Origin of the sequence: Burkholderia sp. S171 (assembly GCF_009766085.1) — a bacterium.
GTDB lineage: Bacteria > Pseudomonadota > Gammaproteobacteria > Burkholderiales > Burkholderiaceae > Caballeronia.
In genome coordinates, this window is the sequence record NZ_LMUF01000038.1 from 36,353 (window position 1) to 63,266 (window position 26,914).

23 protein-coding genes and 1 pseudogene are annotated in these 26,914 nt (G+C 58.3%); 18 read left to right on the top strand and 6 right to left on the bottom strand.

Translation table 11 applies throughout. The features are described from left to right. Nucleotides 1-63 precede the first annotated feature (63 nt). The 8 genes and pseudogenes from GSQ93_RS19665 to GSQ93_RS19700 form a co-directional block, all read left to right on the top strand. Nucleotides 64-717 (top strand): peroxiredoxin-like family protein, encoded by a 654-nt coding sequence (locus GSQ93_RS19665; RefSeq protein ID WP_158937323.1) that lies wholly within the window; start codon nucleotides 64-66, stop codon nucleotides 715-717. Next, on the top strand, nucleotides 714-1,217 hold the full coding sequence (locus GSQ93_RS19670) for a universal stress protein (protein WP_158937324.1): 504 nt from the start codon (nucleotides 714-716) through the stop codon (nucleotides 1,215-1,217). The genes GSQ93_RS19665 and GSQ93_RS19670 overlap by 4 nt, the downstream gene beginning before the upstream one ends. A 324-nt stretch (nucleotides 1,218-1,541) precedes the next feature. Continuing rightward, entirely contained in the window at nucleotides 1,542-2,321 is a 780-nt protein-coding gene (locus tag GSQ93_RS19675; protein WP_158937325.1) for an alpha/beta fold hydrolase, read from the top strand. Nucleotides 2,322-2,412: 91 nt separating this feature from the next. Next, a complete protein-coding gene (locus GSQ93_RS19680) occupies nucleotides 2,413-3,294 on the top strand; it encodes a LysR family transcriptional regulator (RefSeq protein ID WP_158937326.1) in 882 nt (293 codons plus the stop codon). A gap of 205 nt (nucleotides 3,295-3,499) precedes the next feature. Beyond that, nucleotides 3,500-3,895 (top strand): transposase, encoded by a 396-nt coding sequence (locus GSQ93_RS19685; protein ID WP_158937327.1) that lies wholly within the window; start codon nucleotides 3,500-3,502, stop codon nucleotides 3,893-3,895. Continuing rightward, nucleotides 3,892-4,227 carry an IS66 family insertion sequence element accessory protein TnpB gene (tnpB, locus tag GSQ93_RS19690; protein ID WP_158937328.1) on the top strand — a complete coding sequence of 112 codons (336 nt, stop codon included), beginning with the start codon at nucleotides 3,892-3,894 and terminating at the stop codon, nucleotides 4,225-4,227. Before GSQ93_RS19685 ends, tnpB begins: the two co-directional genes overlap by 4 nt. 57 nt (nucleotides 4,228-4,284) lie before the next feature. Then, nucleotides 4,285-5,817, top strand: a complete 1,533-nt coding sequence (locus GSQ93_RS19695) for an IS66 family transposase (protein ID WP_158937329.1) — start codon at nucleotides 4,285-4,287, stop codon at nucleotides 5,815-5,817. Further along, a pseudogene (locus GSQ93_RS19700) lies at nucleotides 5,818-6,973 on the top strand (IS3 family transposase); the annotation flags it as partial. Nucleotides 6,974-7,347: 374 nt separating this feature from the next. Here GSQ93_RS19700 and GSQ93_RS19705 read toward each other — a convergent pair. The 3 genes from GSQ93_RS19705 to GSQ93_RS19715 all read right to left on the bottom strand — a co-directional run bounded on the left by GSQ93_RS19705 (nucleotide 7,348) and on the right by GSQ93_RS19715 (nucleotide 10,555). Further along, a complete protein-coding gene (locus GSQ93_RS19705) occupies nucleotides 7,348-8,094 on the bottom strand; it encodes an SDR family NAD(P)-dependent oxidoreductase (RefSeq protein ID WP_158937330.1) in 747 nt (248 codons plus the stop codon). Between the two features lie 62 nt (nucleotides 8,095-8,156). Continuing rightward, entirely contained in the window at nucleotides 8,157-9,116 is a 960-nt protein-coding gene (locus tag GSQ93_RS19710; RefSeq protein ID WP_158937331.1) for an IS5 family transposase, read from the bottom strand. Between the two features lie 1,025 nt (nucleotides 9,117-10,141). After that, nucleotides 10,142-10,555, bottom strand: coding sequence for a Zn-ribbon domain-containing OB-fold protein (locus GSQ93_RS19715; protein WP_158937332.1), 414 nt, complete (start codon nucleotides 10,553-10,555; stop codon nucleotides 10,142-10,144). Nucleotides 10,556-11,304: 749 nt separating this feature from the next. On the opposite strand from GSQ93_RS19715, the gene GSQ93_RS19720 reads away from it, so the two are divergent. From GSQ93_RS19720 to GSQ93_RS19765, 10 genes are all read left to right on the top strand, one after another. Then, nucleotides 11,305-12,471 carry a porin gene (locus GSQ93_RS19720; protein ID WP_254073949.1) on the top strand — a complete coding sequence of 389 codons (1,167 nt, stop codon included), beginning with the start codon at nucleotides 11,305-11,307 and terminating at the stop codon, nucleotides 12,469-12,471. Between the two features lie 104 nt (nucleotides 12,472-12,575). Further along, on the top strand, nucleotides 12,576-13,688 hold the full coding sequence (locus tag GSQ93_RS19725) for an alcohol dehydrogenase catalytic domain-containing protein (RefSeq protein WP_158937333.1): 1,113 nt from the start codon (nucleotides 12,576-12,578) through the stop codon (nucleotides 13,686-13,688). A 62-nt stretch (nucleotides 13,689-13,750) separates the two neighbouring features. Continuing rightward, complete coding sequence (locus GSQ93_RS19730; protein ID WP_158937334.1) at nucleotides 13,751-15,094, top strand: MFS transporter; 1,344 nt, start codon at nucleotides 13,751-13,753, stop codon at nucleotides 15,092-15,094. Nucleotides 15,095-15,162: 68 nt separating this feature from the next. Beyond that, nucleotides 15,163-16,134 (top strand): LysR family transcriptional regulator, encoded by a 972-nt coding sequence (locus tag GSQ93_RS19735; RefSeq protein WP_158937335.1) that lies wholly within the window; start codon nucleotides 15,163-15,165, stop codon nucleotides 16,132-16,134. 153 nt (nucleotides 16,135-16,287) lie between these two features. After that, nucleotides 16,288-16,740 carry a Zn-ribbon domain-containing OB-fold protein gene (locus GSQ93_RS19740; protein WP_158937336.1) on the top strand — a complete coding sequence of 151 codons (453 nt, stop codon included), beginning with the start codon at nucleotides 16,288-16,290 and terminating at the stop codon, nucleotides 16,738-16,740. Beyond that, complete coding sequence (locus GSQ93_RS19745; protein WP_158937337.1) at nucleotides 16,737-17,930, top strand: hypothetical protein; 1,194 nt, start codon at nucleotides 16,737-16,739, stop codon at nucleotides 17,928-17,930. The genes GSQ93_RS19740 and GSQ93_RS19745 overlap by 4 nt, the downstream gene beginning before the upstream one ends. Before the next feature lie 78 nt (nucleotides 17,931-18,008). Beyond that, nucleotides 18,009-18,884, top strand: coding sequence for an SMP-30/gluconolactonase/LRE family protein (locus GSQ93_RS19750; protein ID WP_158937338.1), 876 nt, complete (start codon nucleotides 18,009-18,011; stop codon nucleotides 18,882-18,884). A 69-nt stretch (nucleotides 18,885-18,953) separates the two neighbouring features. Continuing rightward, a complete protein-coding gene (locus GSQ93_RS19755) occupies nucleotides 18,954-20,642 on the top strand; it encodes an acyl-CoA dehydrogenase family protein (RefSeq protein WP_158937339.1) in 1,689 nt (562 codons plus the stop codon). Beyond that, nucleotides 20,635-21,867 (top strand): CoA transferase, encoded by a 1,233-nt coding sequence (locus tag GSQ93_RS19760; RefSeq protein ID WP_158937340.1) that lies wholly within the window; start codon nucleotides 20,635-20,637, stop codon nucleotides 21,865-21,867. Before GSQ93_RS19755 ends, GSQ93_RS19760 begins: the two co-directional genes overlap by 8 nt. Before the next feature lie 8 nt (nucleotides 21,868-21,875). Beyond that, nucleotides 21,876-23,117 carry an acetyl-CoA hydrolase/transferase family protein gene (locus tag GSQ93_RS19765; protein ID WP_174254652.1) on the top strand — a complete coding sequence of 414 codons (1,242 nt, stop codon included), beginning with the start codon at nucleotides 21,876-21,878 and terminating at the stop codon, nucleotides 23,115-23,117. Here GSQ93_RS19765 and GSQ93_RS19770 read toward each other — a convergent pair. From GSQ93_RS19770 to GSQ93_RS19780, 3 genes are read right to left on the bottom strand one after another with little or no spacing between them, the layout of a single operon-like run. Further along, on the bottom strand, nucleotides 23,112-24,131 hold the full coding sequence (locus GSQ93_RS19770; RefSeq protein WP_158937341.1) for an NAD(P)-dependent alcohol dehydrogenase: 1,020 nt from the start codon (nucleotides 24,129-24,131) through the stop codon (nucleotides 23,112-23,114). The genes GSQ93_RS19765 and GSQ93_RS19770 overlap by 6 nt on opposite strands. Nucleotides 24,132-24,144: 13 nt before the next feature. Then, a complete protein-coding gene (locus tag GSQ93_RS19775; protein ID WP_158937342.1) occupies nucleotides 24,145-25,284 on the bottom strand; it encodes a thiolase family protein in 1,140 nt (379 codons plus the stop codon). Continuing rightward, nucleotides 25,277-26,905 carry an AMP-binding protein gene (locus GSQ93_RS19780; protein ID WP_158937343.1) on the bottom strand — a complete coding sequence of 543 codons (1,629 nt, stop codon included), beginning with the start codon at nucleotides 26,903-26,905 and terminating at the stop codon, nucleotides 25,277-25,279. The genes GSQ93_RS19775 and GSQ93_RS19780 overlap by 8 nt, the downstream gene beginning before the upstream one ends. Nucleotides 26,906-26,914: the final 9 nt, after the last annotated feature.

The window sequence follows — 26,914 nt, forward strand, 5'->3', positions numbered from 1 at the left end:
TCAGAGCGCTCAGTGAAAGCAATGATAAGCAATCGGAACGAGCGAGCTTTAAAGAGGTATTACATGATCGACATGATTTCGGAACTGCAAAAGATACGTGGGCTGCGTGATCAATACGTGCCTGCAACCCAGACCTGCGTTATGGACCGCGCGATCGAAGATTTGATCTCGTCTGAAATTCGCGAATCTAGTTTGAAAGCCGGAGATCGCATCCCTGACTTCATTCTGCCTGACAGTCGCGGAAATTTGGTTAATGTGCGAGCATTACTGGACAATGGTCCCGTCGTTCTTAGCTTCTTTCGCGGGAGTTGGTGCCCATATTGCAACATCGAATTGCGGGCGTTACAGCAGGCGAGTCCTCAAATCGCAGAACTAGGTGCAACAATCGTGGCAGTGTCTCCAGAGTATCCCGATATGCGAGTTACTCCAGACGACGCTATTCCATTGACGTTTCCATTGCTCTTTGACTTCGGAAACAAGGTCGCAAGGCTTTTCGGAATAGTCTACGAGATGCCTGAAGATCTTTTGGATGTATATCGACAAAGAGGCCACGACCTCGAAATAGTAAATGGATCATTGGGCTCGAACACATTGGCGTTGCCAGCGACCTTTGTCATCGACCAGAGCAGAACTATCCGTCTGGCCTTCGTCGACGAGGACTATTCAAGGCGCCTCGCGATTGACGACATTTTGGTCGCACTCGGCAAACGCTCATGAGCGCCGGGGCAACGCATCCACGGCACAAGCCGCCGGAACGGATTGAGTCATGTTATTCCCCTTTTTGCGTTCTCCTTGTTTTCGATGCGACCGACGAAGGCCAGGTGGCACTCGAGCGCTGCTCGGAACTTTCGGTTGCACTGTCGGCACACGTTAATGTCATGTCCGTCGTTGATACGGCTAGCTCAAATGCGGCCTGCGGGGGTCATCTTTCAGATCTTGGTCACACCTACCTGGAAGAGGTTGCCCGACGCGCGCTGAAAACGGCGATCGATCATTTAACAAACAAGGGCATCACCGCGAACGGCAAAGTTGCCTTCGGGCGCACAGTGGACACAATTACCCGTTATGCCGAAGCCTTAGCTCCAGACATCGTAATCGTGGGTCATCGTCCGCGAAATGCAGCTCCGCGCTGGTGGCGCGATCGACCTGTACACGCGGATCTCGCAGAGCGCCTGCATGGATCCACCATCGTCACGGTCACCCTGCCGTCTGGATGACGCCGTATTGCAAATCGTTGCGCCTTGGGCTGAAACGGACGTGTGCCGAAAACCAGCTTTCATCTAGATATCGCGTGTTGCGTTTATACACGTTAGTTCTTCGTGGGGCCGTCGTCTCTGTACTACGGCTATCAAATATCCTTGAATTTTCGTTGCCTATTGATATCGTCGTCACAAACTGGCGCGGCGTGCATATCTCACGACTGAAACAGATGCACGCTAATAAAACTTTGTCCGACGTGTGCTTCTTTCCGCGACGACAACTCAGGCGAACCTTGAGATGTACGCCAAGTTCTGCAACCGGCATATTAAATTGGAGTCGTCATGGTACTGGAAAGTGAGAATCAAGATTCATGCACTAAAGAGCCCTCAACTTTCGTTCTCGTGCACGGCGCTTGGCATGGCGGCTGGTGTTATCGCTATACTGCACAGGCGCTCCGCGAATCCGGTCATACCGTCTATACCCCAACGTTCACAGGCCTTGGGGAGCGGGCACATCTAAATACCTATGCTGTCACACTCGAAACGCACATCCGTGATGTGTGTGGTGTTTTGGATGCGGAAGAGCTTTCCAACGTTATCCTTGTGGGCCACTCCTATGGCGGCATGGTTATTACTGGCGTGGCTGATCGCATGAGCGATCGCATCAAAACGTTAGTGTACTTGGATGCCTTCGTGCCCGAGCATGCACAATCGTTCAACGACTGCATTCAGCTGACGCTGTCCGAAGAGAACGCTGCCGCGTATCTATCCGCTTTTCAAGCAAACGCAATGGTCGACAACTGTGGGCTGACGCTGCCGGTCCCAGCGGCCGCCTTCAATGTCGAGATGGGTAGTCGCGCTTGGATAGACCGCCGTTGCACACCTCAGGCATTCGCTACATTCGAAAATCAACTTCTCCTCACCGGCCGCGGAGCGGCAATCAAATCTCGCCTGTTTATCCTTGCCGAAGGTTGGGATCCCAGCCCTTTTCCGTATTATGCGAAGCGGTTCATTGGAAAACCAGATTGGCGTGTCTCCAAGCTCCCGTGCGGCCATGATGCGATGGTTGACATGCCGCTTGAGCTTGCCGCTCTTCTCATGGACGTTATTGCTGACGCTTGACTTGGGGAAGAAAACGTCGGGCTTTCCATTTTGCCTCGTCTGATAATAACATTGAGCCGCTTGAGCAAAAGTGGCGGAGAAGGACCAATGAATGAAGAACCTTAGTCAATTGCTTCATTTTACGTCTGTGGTTAAGCACGGAAGCTTCGCACTAGCAGCACGTGAACTGAGCCTCGCACCATCATCTGTGGCTAAGAGCGTGGGGCGGCTAGAACAGAGCCTTGATACACGGCTCTTTCATCGAACGACCCGCTCGGTCCACTTGACTGCCGAGGGACAGCAGTTATATGCGAAATGCTCGAGGTTGCTTGACGAGATCGAAGCGCTGGAACTGCGCGATTTAGGAACCAAGGTAGAGCCCACAGGCGCATTGCGCATTGGCGCTCCAATCGCCTATGGTACGCGCGTCATACTTCCGATTCTGACAGACCTTCAGCGAACCCATCCAGCCCTCGATATCGACTTGCGCCTGTCTGACGAGAGAGTCGACTTGCTTGCGGACGGACTGGACGCCGTGATCCGGTTTGGCAAACTTGATGATTCGAGCATGATTAGCCGTCAAATCGATTCGCAAGAGCTCGTCCTATGCGCAAGTCCTGCATACCTTGCTTTACATGCACCGATCCGACGGGTCGCGGACTTAAATTGTCACTTGTTGGTGACGTTCCGATTGCCAACAACAGGCCGCGATCGGCCGGTTGAATTAATTGAAGGCGGCAAAAAAGTCACGCTTTCCCCATCTTCGCGGTTTCATATCAATCATGGCGATGCACTTGCCGAAGCCGCATTGCTCGGAGCTGGCTTGGCGCAGACGCCCGAATTCATGGTGCGCCAGCACTTAGAACGTGGTGCTCTTGTTGAACTGCTTCCGCAATGCCGGCCTACCTCGCTATCTGTCAGTCTAGTACTACCTGGCGCCCGCACACGTCCTTCTCGGGTTCAGGCGCTGATCGATGCGCTTACCCGCGATTGAAACACCATTCTGTGTCTGACATAGAAGGCAGGGGGTGCGGACAAAATGTTGGACTACCTGGATGTAGTCCATGCTCGTACAAAGACCGCGTTCAAGCGGTTCGGCTCTATCTGAAGTTGGGAAAACGGTAAGCACCCGGCAATCTCATCTGGTTTTCTATTCTTTGGCGTAAGAGCATACGTTTCCACGATCAGGAAGCGGACACGTGCACACTATTTCCCAAGACATTCCGACCGGGCGCACACGGCGCACCTACAGCACCTCGTTTAAGTCAGAGCTTATCGAACAATGTCGCCAGGTCGGCGTCTCATGTTCAGCCGTGGCGATTTCGCATGGTCTGAACCCCAATGTGCTGCGGCGTTGGATTAAAGATGCCGCCGATTCCAGCGACGCTGCGCCGCCTGCACCCAAATCGGTTGTTGTCGACGTAAAGCCTGCCTTCGTCGCGTTGCCAATGACCGTGCCGATAGCTCAAGCGCCCGACGCGGCGCAAGCGAACGTGCGAATCGACATTCAGCGCAACGGCACAACCGTGTCGGTGCTGTGGCCGCACTTTTGTTTGAGCGACAGCGCAGCTTGGATTCGGGAGGTGCTGCGATGATCCGCATCGACGCCATTTGGCTTGCGACTGAACCTCTCGATATGCGTGCCGGCGCCGATACCATTCTTACGCGCGTGGTGAAGGTATTTGGGTCCGCACGGCCTCACCATGCGTATCTGTTTGCCAATCAGCGCTCGACGCGCATGAAGGTCCTGGTGTACGACGGATTTGGCGTCTGGCTTGCTGCACGGCGCTTGAACAAAGGTCATTTCGTTTGGGCCAATGGCCATAGTGAGGTCGCTGAGACATTGAATCCTGAGCAATTGCGCGCACTCGTGATCGGGCTGCCCTGGCAGACGTTGGCGCACGACCACGTAATCGCGGTGGTATAGCAAATGACGTAAACTGTTTCGATTCCCCCAGCCTGCAGGTACTGGCAAACTTGGGGCATGAATTCACCCACTGATCTCGATGCCCTGAACCCCGATCAACTGCGCGCACTCGCGCGGCAGTTGATGACCCAGGTCGACGAGAAGACGCGTGAATCGCACTACCGCCAAACGCGCATTGACCAGCTCACCCATGAGCTCTCGGTCATCAAACGCCTGCAATTCGGCAGACGTAGCGAACAGTTCACCGCCGAGCAGTTAAGCTTGCTCGACGAAGCGATTGATGAGGATTTGGCAGCGCTTGAGGCCGAGCTGGATGAACTGCGCTCGGACGCGCCGCAGGAGAAACCTCGCAAGCGGGCCAAACGCTTGCCGTTGCCGCCCCAGTTGCCCCGCACCGACATCCATCACGAGCCGACGGAGTTAACCTGCCCCTGTGGCTGCCAGCGCGTGCGTATTGGCGAGGATGTCAGCGAGAAGCTCGACTACGCTCCGGGCGTGTTCACTGTTGAGCGCCACATCCGTGGGAAGTGGGCATGTAAAGCGTGCGAGACGTTGATCCAGGCGCCGGTGCCACCGCATGTGATCGACAAAGGGATTCCGACGAATGGCTTGCTCGCGCAGGTGTTGGTTGCCAAATACGGCGACCACCTTCCTCTGTACCGGCAGGAACGCATCTTCGCCCGGGCTGGCCTAGCAATTCCACAATCGACGCTCGGCGGCTGGGTGGGCGTATGCGGTGTACGTTTGCAGCCCTTGGTCGACGCACTTCGCGAGGAACTGCTGCGCCACAGCGTCTTACATGCAGACGAAACGCCGGTGCGGATGTTGAGCCCCGGCAAAGGGAAGACGCATAGCGCCTATTTATGGGCCTACACGTCGACTCAGTTCGCAAAGGTGCGCGCGGTCGTGTACGAGTTCGCCGACGGCAGATCTGGCGAACATGCCCGCGCCTTCCTGGGCAACTGGCGTGGCAAGCTAGTCGTCGACGATTACAGCGGCTATAAAGCAGGATTCAAACTGGGCATCACGGAAATTGGCTGCATGGCGCACGCGCGGAGAAAATTCTTCGATCTGCATGCGAGCAAGAAGAGCCAGATCGCCGAGCAGGCATTGAAATTCTTCGTGGCGCTCTACGACGTGGAGCGCGAAGCCGCCGACTTAGACGCTGAGCAACGACGAGCGATTCGTGAGGAGCGAGGCCGGCCAATTGCGCAGGCGTTGCACGTCTGGATGCTCGCACAGCGCAAACTTGTCTCAGAGGGCTCGCCGATCGCCAAAGCACTGGACTACAACCTCAAGCGTTGGCAGGCGCTCACGCGCTATCTCGACGATCCTCACGTGCCCATCGATAACAATCGAATCGAGAATCTGATTAGACCTTGGGCAATTGGACGGGCGAATTGGTTATTCGCAGGTTCTCTGCGCGCAGGTCAACGAGCTGCGGCCATTATGAGTCTGGTGCGTTCCGCACAGCTCAACGGGCACGACCCATACGCATACTTAAAAGACGTCCTCACGCGGCTGCCAACACAGCAGGCCGATAAGATCGCCGAATTGCTTCCGCATAACTGGGTACCAACTGTCCCCTGATTGAGCTCACCCCTGACTTTGCCGGGCGCTTACGGAAAACGCATCAAGGTGACGATCAGGCAGTTGGGTTAGCCGACAAACATTTCCCGGAAGGCTTGGCATCGTGAATACGAACATTGTCATGAACTACGAGCTAGCTATGTTCGTGCTACGCCGAGGTATTCGGCCGAACAAAAGCAGGCTGCCGTCGATCATTGTCTGAGCCATGACCGTTGTGCCGCGGCAACCCTGAGGGCTTAGCGCACGCGTGGTTGCTCAGTAAACACGCGTGAGCGGGCCGTTGCTGTAAAGCGGGAAGAGCCAGCTACTCGGTCGAGAGGTTTCAGCATCCATGAAACGCAAGAAGAAGCCAGCACCGGAACATGAGCGTGTGGAACTGGAACGACAGGTCGAATCGCTTCGACTCGACATCAAAAAGTTGCAGCTCGAGCACGACATCCTCAAGAAGGCGATCGAACTGGCAAAAAAAAATGGGCATCGACCCGCCGCTCTTGGACAACCGGGAGAAGATGATGCTGGTTGATGCCCTGAAACAAAGCTATCCATTGCCAGAGCAGTTATCCGTCCTGAGGCTTGCCCGCAGTTCCTACTTCTATCACCGTGCACGTCTTCTCATCGCTGACAGGGATGCTGGCGCGCGTCGCGTCATCGCAGACATTTTCGAATGCAATCACCGCTGCTACGGCTATCGTCGAGCCCGCGCGGCATTGAGCAGACAGCAGGTGTTCATCTCGGAGAAGGTCGTGCGATGTTTGATGCGACACGAGGGTCTGGCCGCTGCCACGACCCGGCGACGTCGCTACGACTCCTATCGTAGAGAATTGAGCCCCACGCCGGAAAATCCGATCAATCGTGATTTCCATGCAACCGCCCGAATCAAAAATTGCTCACCAACATCACCGAATTCCAGCTCCGAGCCGGCAAGGTGCATCTGTCGCCGGTAATCGACTGCTTCGACGGTTTCGCTGTGAGCGGATCAATCCGCGCGCGACCAGATGCTAATCTCGTCGATACCATGATGGTCTGGCTGTCGAGTCGGTGGCTGATAACGATAAGCGGCCAGTAGTCCACTCCTCTCGCGGTGCGCACTCGTTGCCCGGAATGGCTATCCCGAATGCGCGATGCCCGGCTCGTTCGCTCGATGTCACGCAAAGGATGATCGCCCCATAACGCAGCACGTGGAGGCATCTTTGCGTCTTCGCGTCTGCAGATGACTGAGAACGGAACTGTCCCCAACAGATCCAGACCAAGACCGAGTTGCGTCATCGACCCTACCCAAGGCTCTCGACAATACGCATAGCTTACTCGGCAGACGGAACTTGCAGACCACCCCATACCCTATCGCTCTGCTATTACGCCGACAAGCCCAATGCGACTTTTTTAACGAAGCGAAAAGCCGATACGGCAGAAATGCGTGACACAAAGTATGGTCCGAAGGGGTTCCGCCGGTGAGTGCCCCTCGAAACTCCATATTGCGCGAAGAAAATTTGGCACTTCGCGCAACCGAGAATGGCCGGCAAAACTCGATTTCTAGATCTGTGCAGTGCCACCGTCGACAAAAAGTTCGATGCCGTTGATAAAACTCGCTTCTTGAGATGCTAGGAATAGCGCCGCGTTAGCGACGTCCTCTGGTTCGCCAACACGTCCTGAAGGCACGCCATTGATCACTCCTTGCATCACCGCTTCCAGATTCTCCGCAGGCAACATCGAGAAAAGCCCCGGTGTGCGCGTCGGGCCAGGGCTGACCACATTGACCCTAATGCGACGCGGGCGCAGATCCAAGATCCAGCTCCTTGCAAGGCTGCGAACCGCTGCCTTAGTGGCGCTGTAAATCCCCAACATCGGTGTGCCGACGATCGACACCATCGAACCGGTTAGTATTATCGATCCCCCATCGGTCATAAGAGGCAATGCTTTTTGCACCGTAAAGACGGTGCCTTTGACGTTAGTTGAGAGCATTTGATCGACATGGCCTTCCGTTACGGCGTCGATCGGCGCATAAGATCCGCAGGCTGCGTTGGCGCAGAGAATGTCGATGTGTCCCGTTTCGTCTTTCACAAGTCCATACAGACGGTCGAGATCCGCCATAACGCTTACATCGCCACAAACTCCGGTTATACCTTTCCCTATACCCTGAACGGCTGCGTCTAATTCCGTCTGACGTCGAGACATGATAAAAACGGTTGCGCCTTCGGCAACAAACCGCTTCGCAATCGCATACCCAATGCCTGCACTACCACCGGTAACGACTGCTACCTTTCCTACAAGCTTTTTCATGTTTGGGTGGCGTTGTTGCAAAAATAGATGGTGCAGGCGAGCGTTCACCCGCGATCCTAAATTCATGAGATACGCACGGACTGCGGGCGTGCAAGTGTGACCATATGGTTGATGATGCCAACACGGATGGCGACCTCCGTCGCTTGCGAACGTATGCATCGCGCCGAAAGACAATTCCCTGTGAGCGTTTTATAGCGGTACATCGTATTTTCGATCAGCGAACGTCGGTGGTAGCCGCTGCGCTTCTTCCATTCGTCTCGGCCGTCTCGCGCAATACCGTTGATGGATTCATTTCGCCAGCTTGCTCCGGGTATGCTTTCCGACCAAGGTTTCGCGCCCTCGCGCGGCGGAATCGACGGCGTAGCGCCGCGCTCGGTGATCGCCTTGTGGCACTGCTTTGTATCGTATGCACCGTCACCGCCTATCGTATCGATGGGTTCATCGACAGGAATCTGCGCCAACAAACCGGGCAATGCACTTGCGTCGTCGACATCCTGATGCGTCATCAGCGCCGCGCGTATCTGACCCGTCTTTACGTCCAGTCCCAGATGGACCTTACGCCACGTGCGCCGCTTCGAGTAGCCGTGCTTGCGCACCTTCCATTCGCCTTCGCCGTAGAGCTTCACGCCCGTGCTATCGACAACCAGATGAACCGGTTCCCCGCTCGACATCTCGGGCAATCTCACCTGCAGGTGCTGTGCGCGGCGGCTCAGCGTCGTATAGTTGGGCACAATCAGGTTCGCAAACGCAAGTTCACGAAGGCTTTGCACAAAGCCCTGAAAGGCTCGAAGCGTCAAATGATAAACGTGCTTAAGCGTAAGCACGGCCTGAATCATGGCGTCCGAGTAGACCTGCGGCCTACCGCGTCTGACAGGCCCCGCTTCGCTCCCACTCCTGAATGCGCTTTCGTCAATCCACATGGTCAAGCTGCCTCGGGCGATCAGCCCGGCGTTGTACTCCGACCAGTTCCTGACTCGATAAACGCCTTTCGGCTCGAGGCTCTTGCGTTTGTCCTTGCGCATCTTCCCGCCAAATATCGAGAATCTACGCAGTTCCTCATTGAGTTAACAGAGGCAGTGCCAAGACCGTTGCGCGTAAACGTCATCTCTGCACCGATCTCTTTATTGCAACAACGCCTGTTTGGGTGTGTTTCGATGTCTTTTGTGCTAGCTGCCGATGGGCGACGGATGCGAGTGCGTCTAGTTACTACCCAGCAGGACGAAGGTCCATTCTATTTGCTCGCGCTTGCCGTTGGCAATCCTGGTGCGTCTCGTTATCCTGCCCGATCGTCTCAATGGTATTTGATCGCTATGTGGGTTCTTGCCAATTTTGGGCGGCACTTTAGGATCACTTTCTTAGATACCGCTACTGCACATGACGAAACTAATTCGTCGAGATCAGTCAGCGGATTCCATGTCAAGAGCGCATTAAGTCATCGATGCCTGGCACACGGGTTAATGGCACAAACAGCCAGACGGGTTGCCGAGTCCGATTAGGATTGATGTCATTAGTCCCGGAGGTTTCGCATTTTTTGTATTGGAAAAGCCAAGCCCAAGTTTTTTCTGAACCGATATCAGCGATCGTACGAGATCGACCGCGTCGCTACGGGACGATATTGATTATCGTCCGACGCGAGCCTGAGGCCGGCTGCGCAAATGGGACCGCGTCGCAAACGGAAAGTTAGTTCGGGTCTGAAGCTCACGTCGGGTCTACAAGCAATTTGACATAAACTAAATGTTCAATTTTTCGTATGCGAATAGTGATCAAACTCGACAGACTGACCGACGCGGAATGGGCCCATCACCGTCAATTTTTCGGCCGTCTGGCGTGGCGTAATTGTTAAATCGCCAAGTCTAAAAAGACATGCCCTCGTCATCAGGGCCTCGCGGTTCTTACTGACGTCGGCTGCTCAACGATGAGGTTGACTGATTTTCGTACCGCTTCCGACCGACCGAAGGGCAGAGAGAGGGGCCCTTATAGAGAGCTTTTTTACGCGAAACATTGACAGTTTCCTCGTCATACGTCGATGTTGTTGACCGAAGATGTGTTAAAGCAACATTGGTTCGAAGAGAACAAGCCCGGCTGTTTCCTGGTACGGTCTTAGCACCGCTTGGACCTTGGTACCAATTACTGGTGGCGAATCCGGCTCGTCGACGAGATTGCTATACACGAGGGGTCCGTCTTGAAGACGGACTAATATGACCGTATAGGGAACAGCATCGGTCAATTCCTTGAAATAAGCCCGATGGAATCGACATGCGCTAGCAATGACCCCTTGGCCGGTCAGGTAAAGCGGGTCGGATTTCTGAGACAGGCAAGCCGAGCAATGTAGCGCGGGAAACAATCTGACCTTGCCGCATTCGCGGCACTTCTCGCCGACGAGCTGGCCACTGCGAACCTTCGACCAGAATCCCAAATCTTGATCCGACACGGTGATCGCAGGTCGTTGATCATCTTGCATGAGTCTCTCCTTTTTGTGCCCAGTTGAGCCTTGTATTGGGTGTCGAGTGTTTCTTGCTTTGCGATTTCCAGCTCCGCAAATGCGTCCGAACCGGTCAATCAAGTAGAAATGATAGGTTCGCGGCCGATGCGGCTCAATCCGCAAGTGCGACATACATTGCATAACCGAATTTAAGGTTGAGCGATACGAATGAAGATAGCAAAAGCGACCACGTATCCGTTGCGCATTGAAACCACTCACTAGAGCCTAGACTTCTGCGCGGTCGTCGCGCGGCCCAGGATCAGCACCTGAATGCGGGGGTATGCATAGCAGCAGGGAGATCGCGGTTTTCCCTGATATCCGTCTTACTGCGGACGTTACAGCAAATGCGCGAAATCTCGCAACAAAGCGCTACAACCGCGCTGCTCCTAGGTTTCACGGCGGGGCCGTTAGGCTAAGAATGCTGCTTACCGGCATCATACTTTTGGTTATAACTCGTATGTGCTTCGCGCGGATTGTGTGGCCCAAACTCGGTGCCTATGATGATCCAAAGGGGCGCGTCCATGGAGGCGGAGCGTTTGACCCCGGGAAACGCCGACGCGTCGAACTCTCGATACGGTGCCCGAAAAAACCGCAGGCCCTAGCAAGGTTCAGCAAATCTAACCATTGATTTAGGACAACAAATTAATTAGTAGATACCAATTTAGCTTTTTGATACGTGGCAACCCTGTAGCGAAAACATAAAAACGATTGTCAAGGAGACAGAATCTGTGAAAAAGCTAACGTTGCTTCTCGCGTTAATGGGGGCATGTCCTTGCCTTGCTCTCGCACAGGGCAGTGTGACACTCTATGGTGTTGCCGACGAAGGCATCAATTTCAACAGTAACGCGGGGGGGCATCACCAATACTATCTGGCCTCGAGCGTACTGTCAGGAAGCCGATTTGGTTTTCGCGGCGTTGAGGACTTGGGAGACGGCTTCAAAACGGTCTTTACACTGGAGAACGGCTACGACATCAATAGCGGCAAAGCAAGCCAAGGAGGGCTCTTGTTCGGCCGTCAGTCATTCGTAGGTGTGACGAGCGATCGCTACGGTTCTATTACACTAGGTCGTCAGTATGATTCGTCCATCGATTACGTCGGCCCGCTGTCAGCATCGAATCAATGGGCGGGATATATCGTCGCCAATCCTGGCGATATGGAGAACTTCACCGCCGCCAATCACATTAATAACGCGGTGAAGTTTGCGAGTCTTGACTACGGCGGTCTGAAGTTTGGCGGCTTGTACGCACTTGGCGGCATCTCGGGAAACTTCTCCCAGAACCAGATCTATTCTATGGGTGCTTCTTACGGACGCGGGCCGTTCCACATGGGCGTTGCGTACATGAATATCCGCAATCCTAACGCGTCGTATTGGGCTACCAGCGCCACGAACGGCACCGCTGCGACCAACAACTTCTATTCGCCGGCCGACAGTGGCTACGCGTCGGCGCGAACGCAGCAACTCGCGGAAGTGGCAGCCTCTTATTCGGTCGGCAATGCAACCCTGCTAAGCACTTATTCGAATACCCAGTTCAAAGACATGAACGGCGTCGCCGGGCCTTTGAATCCCGCGGCAGTACGGGGAACCGCGACGTTCAACAGCATCGACGGTACGTTGAAGTACCAGTTCACGCCAAGTTTTCTGCTGGCGGCAAAGTTTAGTCATACGCACGGCAGCTCGGTTGGCAGCGCGGGCGGCGCGACCTACAACCAGTTCGATTTTGGTACGCTCTATTCGCTTTCGAAACGAACGGACTTGTATGCCACGGCGGTGTATCAACGAGCTTCGGGGCGCCAGTCGAACGGCGCTCCTGCGGTTGCGGCGATCAATGTGCTTACGCCGTCGTCAACCGACCACCAAGCGGCCATTCGCTTTGCGATCCGGCATTTTTTCTAGGCGGCTTAGATGCGCACGCTTGCGAACGATACCTTAAGAGATAATTGAACCAATATGACTTGTCTGAACGTTTCTCGAACACGGAAGGCGGCGCGGAGCGTTGCATGCGCGACATTATCGAACAGAGCCATGCTCAGAGCAATCCCGGCGAGCGCGCAGGAATTATCGGGGGGGCGATCATGAAAGCCATCGTCCAGGAGCAGGTTGGCGGTCCGGAAGTGTTGGAGCTTCGCGAGGTCCCGGAGCCGGAAGTGCGGCCCACGGACGTGCTGATTCGTATCGCGGCTTGCGGCGTGTGTTATCACGACGTTGTCGTGCGAAATGGCATTTTTCGGCGTCTAGTGCACAGGCCCCTTGTGCCTGGCCATGAAGTATCGGGCGTGATCGAGAAGGTGGGCTCGTCCGTTCGTCACCTGCGCGTTGGCGACCGTGTCTGCACACTTCAGCGCCGCTCGGTTTGCGGCTATTGCAGGGAGTGCCGGGATGGGTTCGAAGTGAATTGCACGAACAGGGAGTTCATGGGCGACGCGGGTTTGAACGGCGGCTACGCTGAGCAGGTTGCGGTGAGTGAAAATTGTGTCGCGGTCGTGCCCGACTCTATCCCGCTGGACCAGGCCGCGATCGTGGCGTGCGCGATCGGCACCGCGCTGAATGCAATTCGAGACGTGGCCAAACTGCGGCTTGGCGAAAACATCCTGATTACAGGCGCAAGCGGTGGCCAGGGCGCCCACGGGGTGCAGATCGCGCGGGCGAGCGGCGCGCATGTCATCGCTGTGGTGTCGACGCAAGCCAAGGCGGCCGCGGTGCGCGAACTGGGCGCTCATGAAGTGATTGTTTCGCCACATGGAGAAGACTTCTCTCCAAGCGTGCGAGCGGTCACCGGCGACCGCGGCGTTGACGTTGTTATCGACAATGTAGGCGCCGCGATTTTTGATCCGGTGCGCCGCAGCATGGCGAAGCACGGTCGCTGGATCATGGTCGGGGCACTGTCGGGAGAAACTGCGCCCTTCAATACCGCGCAAATGTTTCTGCACGACATTTCGCTGCTTAGCGCCGTCAGTTGTTCCCGACGTCAACTTGAGGATGCACTGACGCTGGTTGAGCGCGGACTCGTCCGTCCGCTGGTGAGCGCCACGCTGCCACTTTCTCTGGCAGGTCGCGCTCACGCGGATCTCGAGCGCTCCGGCGTCATGGGACGCATCATTCTGAAACCCTGACGAACGAATGGCATGAGGAGCCGCGCACACAGCGCTTTTCACACACAATATACGAGACATTCATGCAATCCAATTCTTTACCGGGCGCCGAAAATCCGCTTGCGGATATCGCATACGGCAAGATCACCCGGCGCGTGGCGCCTGTGCTTTTCATGTGCGCGTTGATGAATTACATGGACCGCCTCAATGTAGGCTACGCGCAGCTTCAAATGAAGGAGATGCTGCACTTCAGCGATGCGATCTATGGACTCGGCGCGGCCATATTCTTCATCGGTTACTTTGTGTTCGAAGTCCCGAGCAACCTGCTATTACCGAAGGTCGGCGCGCGAAGTACGCTGTTTCGGATAATGTTCCTGTGGGGACTCGCTTCGACCAGCACCATGTTCGTCAGGACGCCCACGCAGTACTACGTCGTGCGTTTCCTGCTGGGGGTATTCGAAGCCGGGTTTTACCCAGGAGTGCTCCTTTACCTAACGTACTGGTTCCCACCAGCCCGGCAAGCGCGGATGGTTTCATTCGTCTTCGTCGCGGGCGTTGTTGCCGGCGTAGTGGCAGGAGGCGTGTCGGGATGGATTTTGCAGAACATGAACGGCGTGAACGGCTGGCAAGGATGGCAGTGGATGTTTCTGCTCGAAGGTATCCCGAGTTGCGTCCTCGCAATCGTTACCTATGTGTGCCTGAGCGAACGGCCCGCGAACGCGTCCTGGTTGAGCGAACAGGAAAAGGAGCTTGTGTCGCGCGATATCGCCGCCGCAGTCGCGCTGCGGAGCGCGGCGCGCTCGCACCCCGCGCGTCAGCCGTTCTTCGACCCGATGGTCTACTTGTTGTCGTTTGCGCTGTTTGCCGTGCTTTGCGGTCTCTACGCGCTGATCTTCTGGCTTCCTACCGTGATTCACGGCTTGGGCGTCTCGAACATGCAGCATATCGGACTGTATTCGATGATCCCGAGCGCGGTCGGCGCCGTCGCGATGATTCTTTACGGCAAGCATTCCGATCTCCACGTGGAGCGCAGATGGCACTTCGCCCTGGCCGCTGTCGCTGCTGCATTCGGTCTCTGCGTTTCGACGATGACGAGCCACAGCCTGGGGCTTTCGCTGGCGCTGTTCGCGTTGGCGAACGCGGGGATCAGTGGTGCATTGCCGGTGTTTTGGGCGATGTCCTACAGCCAGTTGTCAGCACGCGAAAGCGTGGCGGGAATTGCGATCATCACCAGTCTATCCAATCTGGCCGGCGTTTTCAGCCCGTACGCGCTGGGACTTATCAAGACCGCGACCGGTAGCCTCGCGAACGGGCTTTACGTGATCTCGGGGCTGCTCATTGTGGCAGTTCTGTTTGTGTTGCTGGGCGTGCCCGCGATCCCGAGTTCAAGGGATGCCACGGACGGAGCAAAGTTACCGAGCGCATGAGACGCGCGCCGATTGTCGGCTGTCATCAAACTAATATAAAGATATCGTCGCTGATATACGGATCCGGCATGACAGATTTGCTTCCGGCGACCGACACAGAGATGCTCGATCCCGACTTGCTCGCGACTTTTTGCCTGGTCGCTGAAACCAAGAACTTTTCACGTGCCGCGTTGCGCATGGGTATTGCGCAACCGGTTGTCACGCGCAAGGTGAAACGGCTGGAGGAGGTGCTGGGAACCCCGCTTTTCACCCGCACCAACCGGGGCTGTGAATTGACGCAGTCCGGAGAGTTGCTGGCGTCCCGGGCAATGGGAATCCTGCATCAGCTCGAGCAGTTGAAGCAGGAAGTAAGGCACTCGGGCCAGGTCGTGGCCGGGACGATAACGCTCGGCATGACGCACGTCGCCGGCACGCTGCTGGCGCCTCACCTTCTTCCCGCGGTAGCAGCGCAATGGCCCAATCTTCGGGTAAGTCTGGTGGAGGGCGTGAGCCACGTCCTGAGCCGGCTCGCGCGCGACCGCGAACTGTCGCTCGCTATTCTTTATGACCCTCCGGTGGACGCCGATCTGATTCTCACGCCCTTGCTGATGGACCGGCTTTATCTCGTCGGCGCTCCGGGCCCGGCATGGCAGGAATTGAAGCGGCCGGGCGTAAGAAGCATCGCAACGTTGCCGCTCGTGCTGCCCAGCGCTGGGCAGACCGTGCGCGTCCTGCTGCAGGACGCATTCTCCGAAATCGGCGCGCCGCTCGTCCCGGCATATGAGGCCAACAGCATTACGCTCCTGAAGGCGATGGTGGCGCAAGGGCTGGGCTATACCGTCCTGACACTCGGCGCCGTGGCGGATGAGGTGGCGTCGGGCAAGCTGATGGCCGTTCCGCTGGCCCAGCAGGGCATGTCGATCGCGCTCACTCTGGCGTCTACGCGAGAACACAGTCGCTTACGCACCGTGCAGTTGATGTCAGAGTTGATTGCCACTGAAATCAGGCGGCTTGCCAAGTCTGGCGCATGGCCTGGAAGTCCTCATGTGATGCGTGGGTGACAACGGTCGCACGGGCGTTCGCGCCGGCTTGAACGGGTATCTCCTGAACGTATGGCAGTCATGTTTTTCCGCCGCTAGCGAAATTGCAAGGTAATCCTTATAGTTGTTTTGACTGGGGAGAACGTTTCACCCCCCAACCAAGGAGACAAAATTATGAGCTATCTTCCCACGGGCATGCCTGTTCCCGAGCCTGGGCCGGAAGACGCGCCTTTCTGGCAGGCGTGTCAGGATCAACAGCTGAAGATCAGGTTTTGCGACAACTGCTCGCGCCACTTCCATCCCCCGTTGCCCAGTTGTCCTCGCTGCGGCTCGATGCACGTCAGCTGGAGGGAACTCAGCGGGAACGGCACGATCTTCACCTATTCCGTTGGCTATCATGCCGTTCACCCGGCCCTCAAGGGACATCCCCCGTACAACGTGTCCGTAGTACTGCTGGACGATGCCGATGACGTCAGGCTTGTCACCAATATCGTAGACGTGCCCCCGGATGAATTATCCATTGGCATGCCGGTTACCGTATGTTGGGAAGACGCCGGCAACGGAACACTGTTGCCGCGCTTCAGGCGGACGACTTCGGACGTCGGCGGGTCAGGGAGCGCCGCATGACATTTCCAATGACCGACTGGCCACGCAAGCTACAGCCCTGCATTGTTGGCGTGGGGGAGACCGCTTATGCGAAGCGCGGTGGTCTTGACGACCGGACAGAGCTGTCGCTGTGTCTCGAAGCCATCAACGCGGCGGCCACCAATGCCGGCATTAGCGCGAGCGAGATCGAAGGCTTTGCATCGTTTGGATTCGAACGGCACGAACCCGCTGTCGTGCAGGCCGCGCTCGCAGCGCCGTTGCTGCGCTACGCGTCGATTGTGTGGGGCGGCGGCGGCGGCGGATGTTCGGGCGCCGTCATGCTCGCGGCCATGGCGGTTGCTACCGGGCAGTGCCGCTATGCCGTGGTGTATCGATCGATTTGTCAGGGGCAATACGAGCGCTATGGTCAGTATCGCGCCCGGCCGTTGTGGGGTGGATTCGTCGCACCCTATGGCCTGATGTCACCGGGCATGATGGTGGCGCTCACCTACCGGCGGTTCATGATGGAATGCGGGACGTCGTCCGAGCATCTAGCTGACATTGCGATGACCCTGCGTGCCAACGCCCAGGCTAACCCACGGGCGGTCATGCGCGGCCGGCCGCTCAACCGGGAAGAGTACTTTGCATCGAGGATGGTCGCCGATCCGTTCCGGCTCTACGACTGCTGCCTTGAAACCGACGGGGCCTGCGCGGTCATTGTCACCACGGCGGACCTGGCCGACCGTCTGCAGGTTCCCGCCGTGCCTATCCTGGGGGCGGCGCAAGCCAGCGGCCCGAGGTGGACACTGGGCCCCATGGGTTCGCATAACATGCCCATCGAAGACTATGCCACGACCAACTCCAAGGAAGTCGCCAAGGCGATCTACGCGCAGTCCGGTCTTGCGCCTGGCGATATCGATGTTGCTCAGATTTACGATGCATTCACCGGCCTGATCCCGATGGGGCTGACTGACTACGGCCTTTGTGAACGCAGCGAAGTGGCTTCGTTCATCGAGTCCGGCGCGTTGAAGCAAGGTGGCCGACTGCCGATTAACACGGCGGGGGGATTGCACTCGGAGGCCTATCTGCATGGGCTGAATCTGGTGATAGAAGCAACGCGCCAGGCACGAGGCGACGCAATTCTGCAGGTTCCCGGTGTCCGGCACAGCCTTGTCACGAGTGGCGGGGGCACGGGGCACAAGAGCGCCCTGATTCTTGGTCAGCCTAACTAATCAACGAAATGCGGCCGCGTCAGGCGATTCCAAGCCGCGCTCGGCGTCGCTTCGCACCCGAACGAAAGGACATCAATCATGGCTGAGGCCGTTCTGAGCGTCGATGCAGAGGTTGCCTTCAAGATGCGCATGGATCTGGGAGAGGGCCCGCTCTGGGACGCCTCGGTACAAGCGCTTTACTGGACCGATCTTGTCAACAGGAAGCTATATAAGGGCGATCCAATCTCCGGAAGATCGGTCGAAAGAGACCTGCCTTACCGGGCATCACGCGTCACGCCCTGCCGCAACGGACAGATGCTGTTCTCCTTTACGCGAGGGCCCGCCATAGGTTCCTACGACGGCGATGTCTTCGCGCCGCTGGCCACCGATTTCGAGATACCGAAGGAGGTGCGGGTCAACGATGGCGCGTGCGACGCGAGCGGCCGCTTCTGGACCGCGACCTATGACCCGACGCTGAGCGCGGCGATCGGCTGCATCTACTGCGTTGAGAACGGACGCGTCTCGACCAAGGCGACCGACATCACGCTGGCGAACGGCATCCGCTTCAGCCCTGACAACAAGACGATGTATTTCGTCGAGTCGCTGCCCGGCCGTCTGTGGGCCTACGAATTCGATCTGGCCGAAGCCCGCCTGGGCGGCCGTACGCTCCTCGTGGACTACGAAGGCACGGGCGTGAAGCCGGACGGCTGCACGATCGATACCGACGGCTGCGTCTGGGTCGCCGAAGTCAACCGTAGCCGGATTGCACGGTACACGCCGGCGGGAAAGCTGGATCAGGCGGTTCGCGTGCCGGCGCTCAAACCAACGTCGGTGTGCTTCGGCGGCGTAGCCAACGACGTCCTCTTCATCACGACGCGCTGTACCGGCGATGAAGACAACCCCCTCGCAGGTTCCGTGTTTGCCGCACGCGTACCGGCGACGGGCCTGACCGAACACCCCTACGGAAACGCTTGAGAAATGGAAACGTCGTCCCTCGCCGGCTCCGGGCTTCGGCCCGGCCGTGAAATACAACCCGCAGTTGCCATGAACACAATACCGACGTTGTCGTTTGACGAGATCAATGGTCTCGCCCATTCCGTCTCTTCCGACCTCCGTCATCTGTTCGACCAGGCGGCGCAGGCCGTGACAAGCGTGTGCGCCGCAGATGGAAGACTAGACCCGGCACGACTCGATGCGCATCAATACGTCTGTTATGAACTCGCGCTAGCCGCCGCCGAATTATTGGCTGCCGAGAATGCGCTGTTGGACGTGGCCAATTGTTCGCCGCTCGATCGCGCGCTGGCATTTGCTTTCTTATCGGATACGGCTAGTGTGGTGCTGCAAAAACTCGAGGTGATCTTTTTTGAGCTCGACGTCAACAGCGCTGCGCTACAGGCGCTGGCGGCAAATGCGACGCTCGCGTCGCTGCGGCGCGCGTCGGCCAGCAATGCTGCATTGACGATGATCGGCCGAGCCGTTGCCGAAGCCGATGGCGACTGCGGCGCGGTTACGCTCGACGACTCGACTGAAATGGCGCAGGCCGCGTTTCGCCGGTTTGCGGCGGAGGTGGTTGCACCCCAGGCCGAGAAGATCCACAGGCACGACCTGACCGTACCCGAAGCACTGCTTCAACCACTGCGCGAAATGGGCGTCTTCGGCTTGTCAATACCAGAGACCTACGGCGGCAGCGCGCAAGGCGAGGGCGCGGGAGACGCGCTGATGATGATCGCTATAACAGAAGCGCTGTCCGCTGCATCGCTCGCGGCAGCAGGCAGTCTCATTACGCGGCCTGAAATCCTGGCGCGCGCGCTGTTGAGCGGAGGGACCGAACGCCAGAAAGCGCATTGGCTGCCGAAAATAGCAGTGGGCGAACCGCTGTGCGCGATAGCGATCACCGAGCCGGATTTCGGCTCGGACGTGGCTAGCCTGAGCCTGAGAGCCACGCCCACGAGCGGCGGCTGGCTGTTAAACGGTGCCAAGACGTGGTGCACGTTTGCCGGCAAGGCCGGGCTGCTGATGGTCGTGGCGCGCACGAGTGCCGAGCGCGCGGCGGCGCATCGCGGACTGAGCATCATGCTGGTGGAGAAGCCTTCGTCGGACGGACACGAATTCGACTTCGTCCAGGAGGGCGGCGGCCGGATTCAGGGCCGCGCGATCCCGACTATTGGCTATCGCGGGATGCATTCGTTTGATCTCGCGTTCGAGGAGTTCTTCGTGCCCGACAGCCATGTGATTGGGGAGGAGGGCGGGGTAGGAAAGGGCTTCTATCTGACGATGGCCGGCATGGTCGGCGGTCGCATGCAGACCGCCGCGCGCGCAGTAGGCGTGATGCACGCGGCGTTGGGCGCAGCTGCGCGCTACGCCGGCGACCGCCGTGTATTCGGCCACGCGTTGATCGACTACCCGCTTACGCAGGTGAAAATCGCGCGCATGGCGGCGCGCTTTGCAGCGTGCCGGCGCCTGACTTATGCGGTCGGTCGGAGACTGGAGTCCGGAGCGGGTCGAATGGAGGCGAGTCTTGTGAAGCTGCTCACATGCCGCTCGGCCGAGATAGTGACGCGGGATGCAATGCAGATACACGGCGGGATGGGTTACGCAGAGGAAAGCGCGGTCAGCCGATATTTCGTCGATGCGCGGGTCCTGTCGATCTTCGAAGGAGCCGAGGAGACGCTGGCGCTGAAGGTTATCGCGAGAAACTTGCTGGAACAGAAACTTGGGCTGCTCCATGACTGAGCGCAGGGGGATCCTGGCGGGCTTGCGCATGGTCGAGGCTTCCGCGTTTGTCGCAGCGCCTTTGGGCGGCATGACGCTCGCGCAGATGGGTGCCGATGTCATTCGCATCGACCCGCTTGGAGGCGGCCTCGACTACCGGCGATGGCCGGTCACGGATGACAACGTAAGTCTCTTCTGGTGCGGGTTGAACAAGGGCAAGCGCTCAGTGACGATCGACTTGTCAGGACCTGAGGGGCGTGAACTGGCATCGGCGCTGATCGCGGCACCCGGTGACGCTGGGGGAATCTTGCTGACCAACTTTCCGCCACGAGGTTGCTTCGACTACGACGCGTTGCGCGCGATGCGTCCCGATCTCATCCAGCTAACAATCTCCGGCGATCGCGAAGGGGGTTCCGCAGTCGACTACACGGTGAATCCACGCGTCGGCATGCCGTCTTTAACTGGGGATGCTAGTGCCGAGCGCGTCGTGAATCATGTGCTCCCCGCGTGGGATCTCGTTACCGGTCACATGGCAGCGGTCGGCGTGCTCGCGGCCGAGCGGCATCGGCGAATGACAGGCGAAGGGCAACACATACGGCTTGCGCTGGAAGACATGGCGTTAGCTGTCATGGGGCATCTCGGTTTTATCGCCGAGGCGCAACTGGGCACCAAGCGCGCGCGCACCGGCAATGACCTCTATGGCGCGTTTGGCCGTGACTTCGTGTGCGCGGATGGAGTCCGCGTCATGGTCGTGGCGCTGACCGGAAAGCAGTGGAAAGCGCTCTGTCGCGCGACGGAGCTTCAGCCGGCTATCGCCCAACTGGCGGCGAACACGGGACTAGATCTCGACAGGGAAGGCAACCGCTTCATCGCCCGGGCGGCGATCGCCGGGTTGATCGAACCGTGGATATCCGCGCGTGCCTTTGCATATGTTGCCGACACGTTCAAGGCCCACGGCGTCTGTTGGGGAAAGTACCAGACAGTGTCGCAACTGGTGCTTGACGACCCTGCTTGCTCAACCGCGAACCCGCTTTTTTCACACGTCGATCAACCCGGTGTCGGACGCGTCCTCGCACCGGGGTCCCCGCTGAATTTTTCCGCGTTCGAGCGGTTGTCCGCAAGCGCGGCACCGCTTCTCGGCCAGCATACCGAGGAGGTGCTGGCGTCCGTGCTTGGTTTGAGCGGCGCGGCGCTTGGACGGTTGGTCGATAAAGGCGTGGTCGGTCGTCTGGTCGACGCCGCATAGGGGATACGATGCGCGATGACATGCTTCCAGACCTGACGCCGTATCTGCGCAGCGGAGACACCGTCCTGTGGGGGCAAGCCACGGCCGAGCCGCTCACGCTAACACGCGCGCTGGTCGAGCAGCGGTATCGCATAGGGCGGCTGCGGCTCATCCTTGGCATTGGTCTCGGCCAGACGCTCAAGCCCGAACACGCGGACAGCTTCGACTTTGTCAGCTACTGTGGCACGGGCGCGAATCGCGCTCTTTCGCGCGCGGGATTGCTCGATATCCTGCCTTGTTCCTATTCGCAGCTGGCCCGCTGGCTGCGCGACGGCGCGCTGAAAATCGACGTGGTATTCGTGCAGGTGTCTCCACCCGACCACGAAGGGCGTCACAGCCTTGGCCTGGCGAACGACCTGCTGCCAGGCGCGCTGGACAGTGCGCGGGTCGTGATCGCGGAAATGAATCCGGACGTGCCCTGGACGTACGGCGCGCGGACGTTACGCTCGGTGGATGTCGACCTGATGGTGCCGGCAAGGTCTGGCCCGCTGGAACATCGGCTGGATCGCCCGTCGGATACGGATATGAAGATCGCCGGTCATGTCGCCTCTCTGATCGACGACGGCGCGACTTTGCAAGTGGGCCTGGGAAGCGTCCCGGACGCGGTCCTCGGCCTGCTGACAGCGCGGCGCGATCTGGGGATACATTCGGGCGTTATTGGCGACGGTTTGGTGGATCTGGCGGAAAGTGGCGCGCTGACGAACGCCCGGAAGAGCATTGATCCCGGCAGCAGCGTTGCGGGCGTCCTGATGGGAAGCCAGCGTCTGTTCCGCTTCGCGCACTGCAACCGGGCCCTGCAATTGCGCGGCTCCGAGTACACACACGGCGCATCGGTACTGAGTCACATAGATCACTTTGTTGCGATCAATTCTGCGATAGAAGTGGACCTGACCGGCCAGGTCAATGCCGAAGTGGCCGGCGGTACCTATCTTGGCGCGGTAGGCGGCGCGCCGGACTTCTTGCGCGCCGCGCAGCTGAGTCGGGGTGGCTTGCCGGTCATCGCGTTGCCAGCCACGGCAGGCGAGCGCAGCCGCATTGTCGCGGCGTTGTCCGGCCCCACCACTACCCCACGGTGCGACGCGGGAGTCATGATAACCGAGCACGGCATTGCCGATCTACGGGGCCTGAGCCTCAAGGGCAGGGTCCGCCGAATGATAGACATTGCCGCGCCGGAACACAGGGAACGACTGGAACGCGAGGCATGTCTATGAATTCCCCATCGATACGACGACCTTGCCGAAGAACATTCGCTGCTCGTAGAATCGTAGTGCATCGGCTGCGTGTTTGAACGGAAAAATGCGGTCAACTACCGGTCTGACGCGCGTGTATTCAAGCGCGCGGATCAGGTCCTCGAGCGCCGCCCGGTTGCCCGCTGAGCTGCGACGAATTAATGCTGCACTCCGGAATAATTCCTGGAAATCCACCTCGGGGCTGGAGCCGTCGAGGAAGCCGATCAGCACAACCTCGCCACCGGCGGCCACCGCCCTGATCGATTGCGGAAGTGTTCCCGAACCGCCTACTTCCACAACACGGTCTACACCCCTTCCTTGCATGAGCTCGCGCGCCTTCTCGCCCCAACGGGGGTGGTCCAGGTAATTGATGACCTCGTCCGCGCCGAGTGTTAGTAGTTTTTCGGCCTTGCTGGCGCTGGATGTGGTGGCGATCACGCGCGCCCCCAACATCTTGGCGAACTGCACGGCAAAGATCGAAACGCCACCCGTTCCTTGCGTCAACACTGTGCAGCCGGCGCGAATCGGCGCACCGTCCGTCAGTGCGGACCATGCGGTGAGGGCGGCGCACGGAAGCGTCGAAGCCTCCTCGAACGAAAGATGAGATGGACATGGGACCAGTGCTTCCTGATTTACGGTCTTGTATTCCACAAGCCAGCCGTCCCGAGCCGATCCATAGCTATCCTTCGATAAGGTCGAAGGAGGCGCTCCGGCGTACCAACGGGGATGAAACGAGTTGATGACTCGTGCCCCGACGCTGAACCGGTCGACGTCCGCGCCCACTGCGACGACCTCTCCTGCCGCGTCGCTGACCGGAATCAATCCCGCGCGCTGCCCTCGAGGGTAGGAACCTTTGATCATCGCCAGATCACGGTAGTTCAACGATACCGCGCGCACGCGAATAAGTACCTCTGAGCGTTGCGGCTGTAGCATCGGTTCATCATGAAGCGTCAGATGCTCGATAGCGCCACCGTTGATAAAACGATACGCCTTCATGCTTGCTCCATGTTCACGGCGTATCCGAAAAGATGATCGAACTGCACAGCGGCGATGCGCACATGTAGTGAACATTGTGGGCATTTTTAACTTGCCGCGCGCCAGCCGATTGCCTTACCTGACGCACGCTTTCCGCTATCAAGCCCCACCCCTGCATGTAGCTTTCCGAAAGATGTCCGCCATTGGTATTGGCAGGGTAACGGCCGCCCAGCGCAAGATGCCCTTCGGCCACCCAGGCGCCCGACTCACCCGGCTCGCAGTAGCCGAAACCTTCAAGCGAAAACAACACGGTAGGACTGAAGTTGTCATAGATCATCAGCGCGTCCATGTCGTCGCGCGAGAGACCTGCCATCGAATAGACCGACTCGCCCACCGCCTGCATCGGTGCCCGCCAATAATCTGCAGGAGGAAACCCGGACCCGACCATTTTGGTTTGCGTACCAATCCCGCGCACATAGACCGGAGGATGCGGCTGATCTCCTGCGGTCTCTGCGTTAGAAAGAATGACTGCGACGCCACCGTCGTTGATCAGGCAGTAATCGAACAAACGCAGCGGCTCTGCGATAAACCGCGAGTTCTGATGATCCGCCACGCTGATTGGCTTTTGCATGACCGCGTTCGGATTGAGCGATGCGTGTCGTCGGAATGTCACCGCAATGTTGGCCAGCGCAAGCGGGTCCGTTCCGTACTCATGCGCATGCTGGGCGAACATCATGGCGTGCACCGCGCCCGGCGAGGTCATCCCGTAGGCCCGCCAGATACCTGCATTACCGCTCCCGTAACCGTCGGCCTTACCGCCGTACTTCGCGCCGGCCGAGCGACCGTCGTTGCCGTACACGATAGCCACGGTGCGCGCCGCACCAGATGCTATTAGCGAGGCGCCGAGTTGCATTGCAACGCCGGTCATGCGTCCTTGTCCCTGCAAAGCAAATGCAAGGTTCGGGTCGACGCCGTAGCCTTCAGAGAACTGCTGATAGTCGGGAATACGGACAACAATCAGCGCATCGATATCACTCCGATCGATGCGCGCGTCGGAAAGCGCTTCTGTGAGCGCTTTCGTGCCAAGCGAATAAGCGTCCTCGTCGGGCAGCACGCCAAACCTCGTAGCGCCGATACCCGTCACTATCGCCTTGCTGCGCATTTTTTCAGCCATGCGGCACCTTGGCTTCAAGGGTGGCTGAGACACTACCCGCGAGGTTGCGGCGGTCCCAATGTGACGGAGGCAGGCCAGCGTCCATGATGCGAAATTTCTCTATCTTGCCCGAGGCGGTCTTCGGCAGGCTAGCCTGGTACTCGATATAACGCGGCAGCATGAACTTGGGCAGTCGCGAATCGAGCCACTCGGCCAGCCCGGCTTCGGCCAGCGTCGCCTGCTCCTGAATCACGACAACCAGTCTGATATCGTCTTCGCCGTCGCCCGCCGGGTGCGCGACGACCGCGCATTCGACTACTGCTGGATGCTGCATGACAATTCCTTCAAGTTCGTACGACGATACGTTCTCGCCGCGACAGCGAATACGCTCCTTCTTTCGGCCATCGAAATAAAAATAGCCTTCTTCATCCTGGCGCATGTAGTCACCGCTGTGAAACCACAGGTTGCGCATGGCACCCAGCGTTTCGGCGGGCTTGTTCAGGTAGCCCTTCATCATCAGCGAGGGCATTTTTGGACGCATGACCAGTTCGCCGATTTCGCCCGCCGGCACATCGCGGTCGAGTTCATCCACCACGCGCACTTCCCAGTCCGGCGCGGCCCGTCCCGATGAACCTTCGCGCCGCTCAGGATGTGGACTGTAGACGGTCAGGCCCAACTCAGTCATCCCATGCGCCTCGACCAGACGAACCCCGAAACGCTCTTCAAACTCGCGGTCGTGATGAGCGTTGAACATGACGCGCAGACTATGCGCGCGGTCAAGGGGCGACGGTGGCAAGGCCTTGAGTGTCGGTGGAATGGTAAAGATAGTGACGCCAACCGTCGCGCGGGCCTCGGTTACTTCCTGCCAGAAGCGCGAGCCACTGAACCGCGGCGCCAAATGCACATGTGCTCCGAGCAGCAGCGCCGGAATCGTGCCCATCGTGCGGGACATGCCATGAAAGAGCGGCAACGGCGCATAGATGATGTCGTCGCGACCTATTCCGGCTGCGTCGATGCAGGTCAGTGACGTATGGACCGTTTGTGCGTAAGGAACAATGACACCCTTGGACGGACCCGTTGTGCCCGAGGTGTAGGGGATGATATGAACGTCGTCGAAATGCGCGGGGTCGCACACTATGCCGGTTGCTTGGCCTGCATCGACAAGTTCTGCATACGATGTGATGCATTTTATGTCGAGGTCCGGATGGGAAACGGGGCCGCCACCGACCACAGCTAGAACGTCGACTTTAGCCATCGGTTCCGGTCCCAAGCCTATCAGGTTGGCAACTAGATCCGCGTCCGCAAGGATTGCCCGCGCGCCGTTGTCCCGCAGGATATAAGCGAGTGTGTCACCCTTTAGAGCCGTGTTGACCGGAACGATAATGGCGTTCAAAAACGTCAGCGCCCAGTAAGCGACCATGAATTCAGGGCGGTTGTTCATCAGAAGGACGACAGGATCCTGACGACCGATGCCCACTTTCTTCAGGCCCTTTGCGAGCGCCTGCGACTCGGCAAAGAATTCCGCGTAGGTCCACTGGCTTTGCTGGAAACTTAGGTACGGGCGTTCTGCGTCGATCTCGACGCGCTCGATAATCAACTGGCCGAAAACCCGCTTCTCCAGCGGGATGCTCAATGCGCTCACAATGTCTCC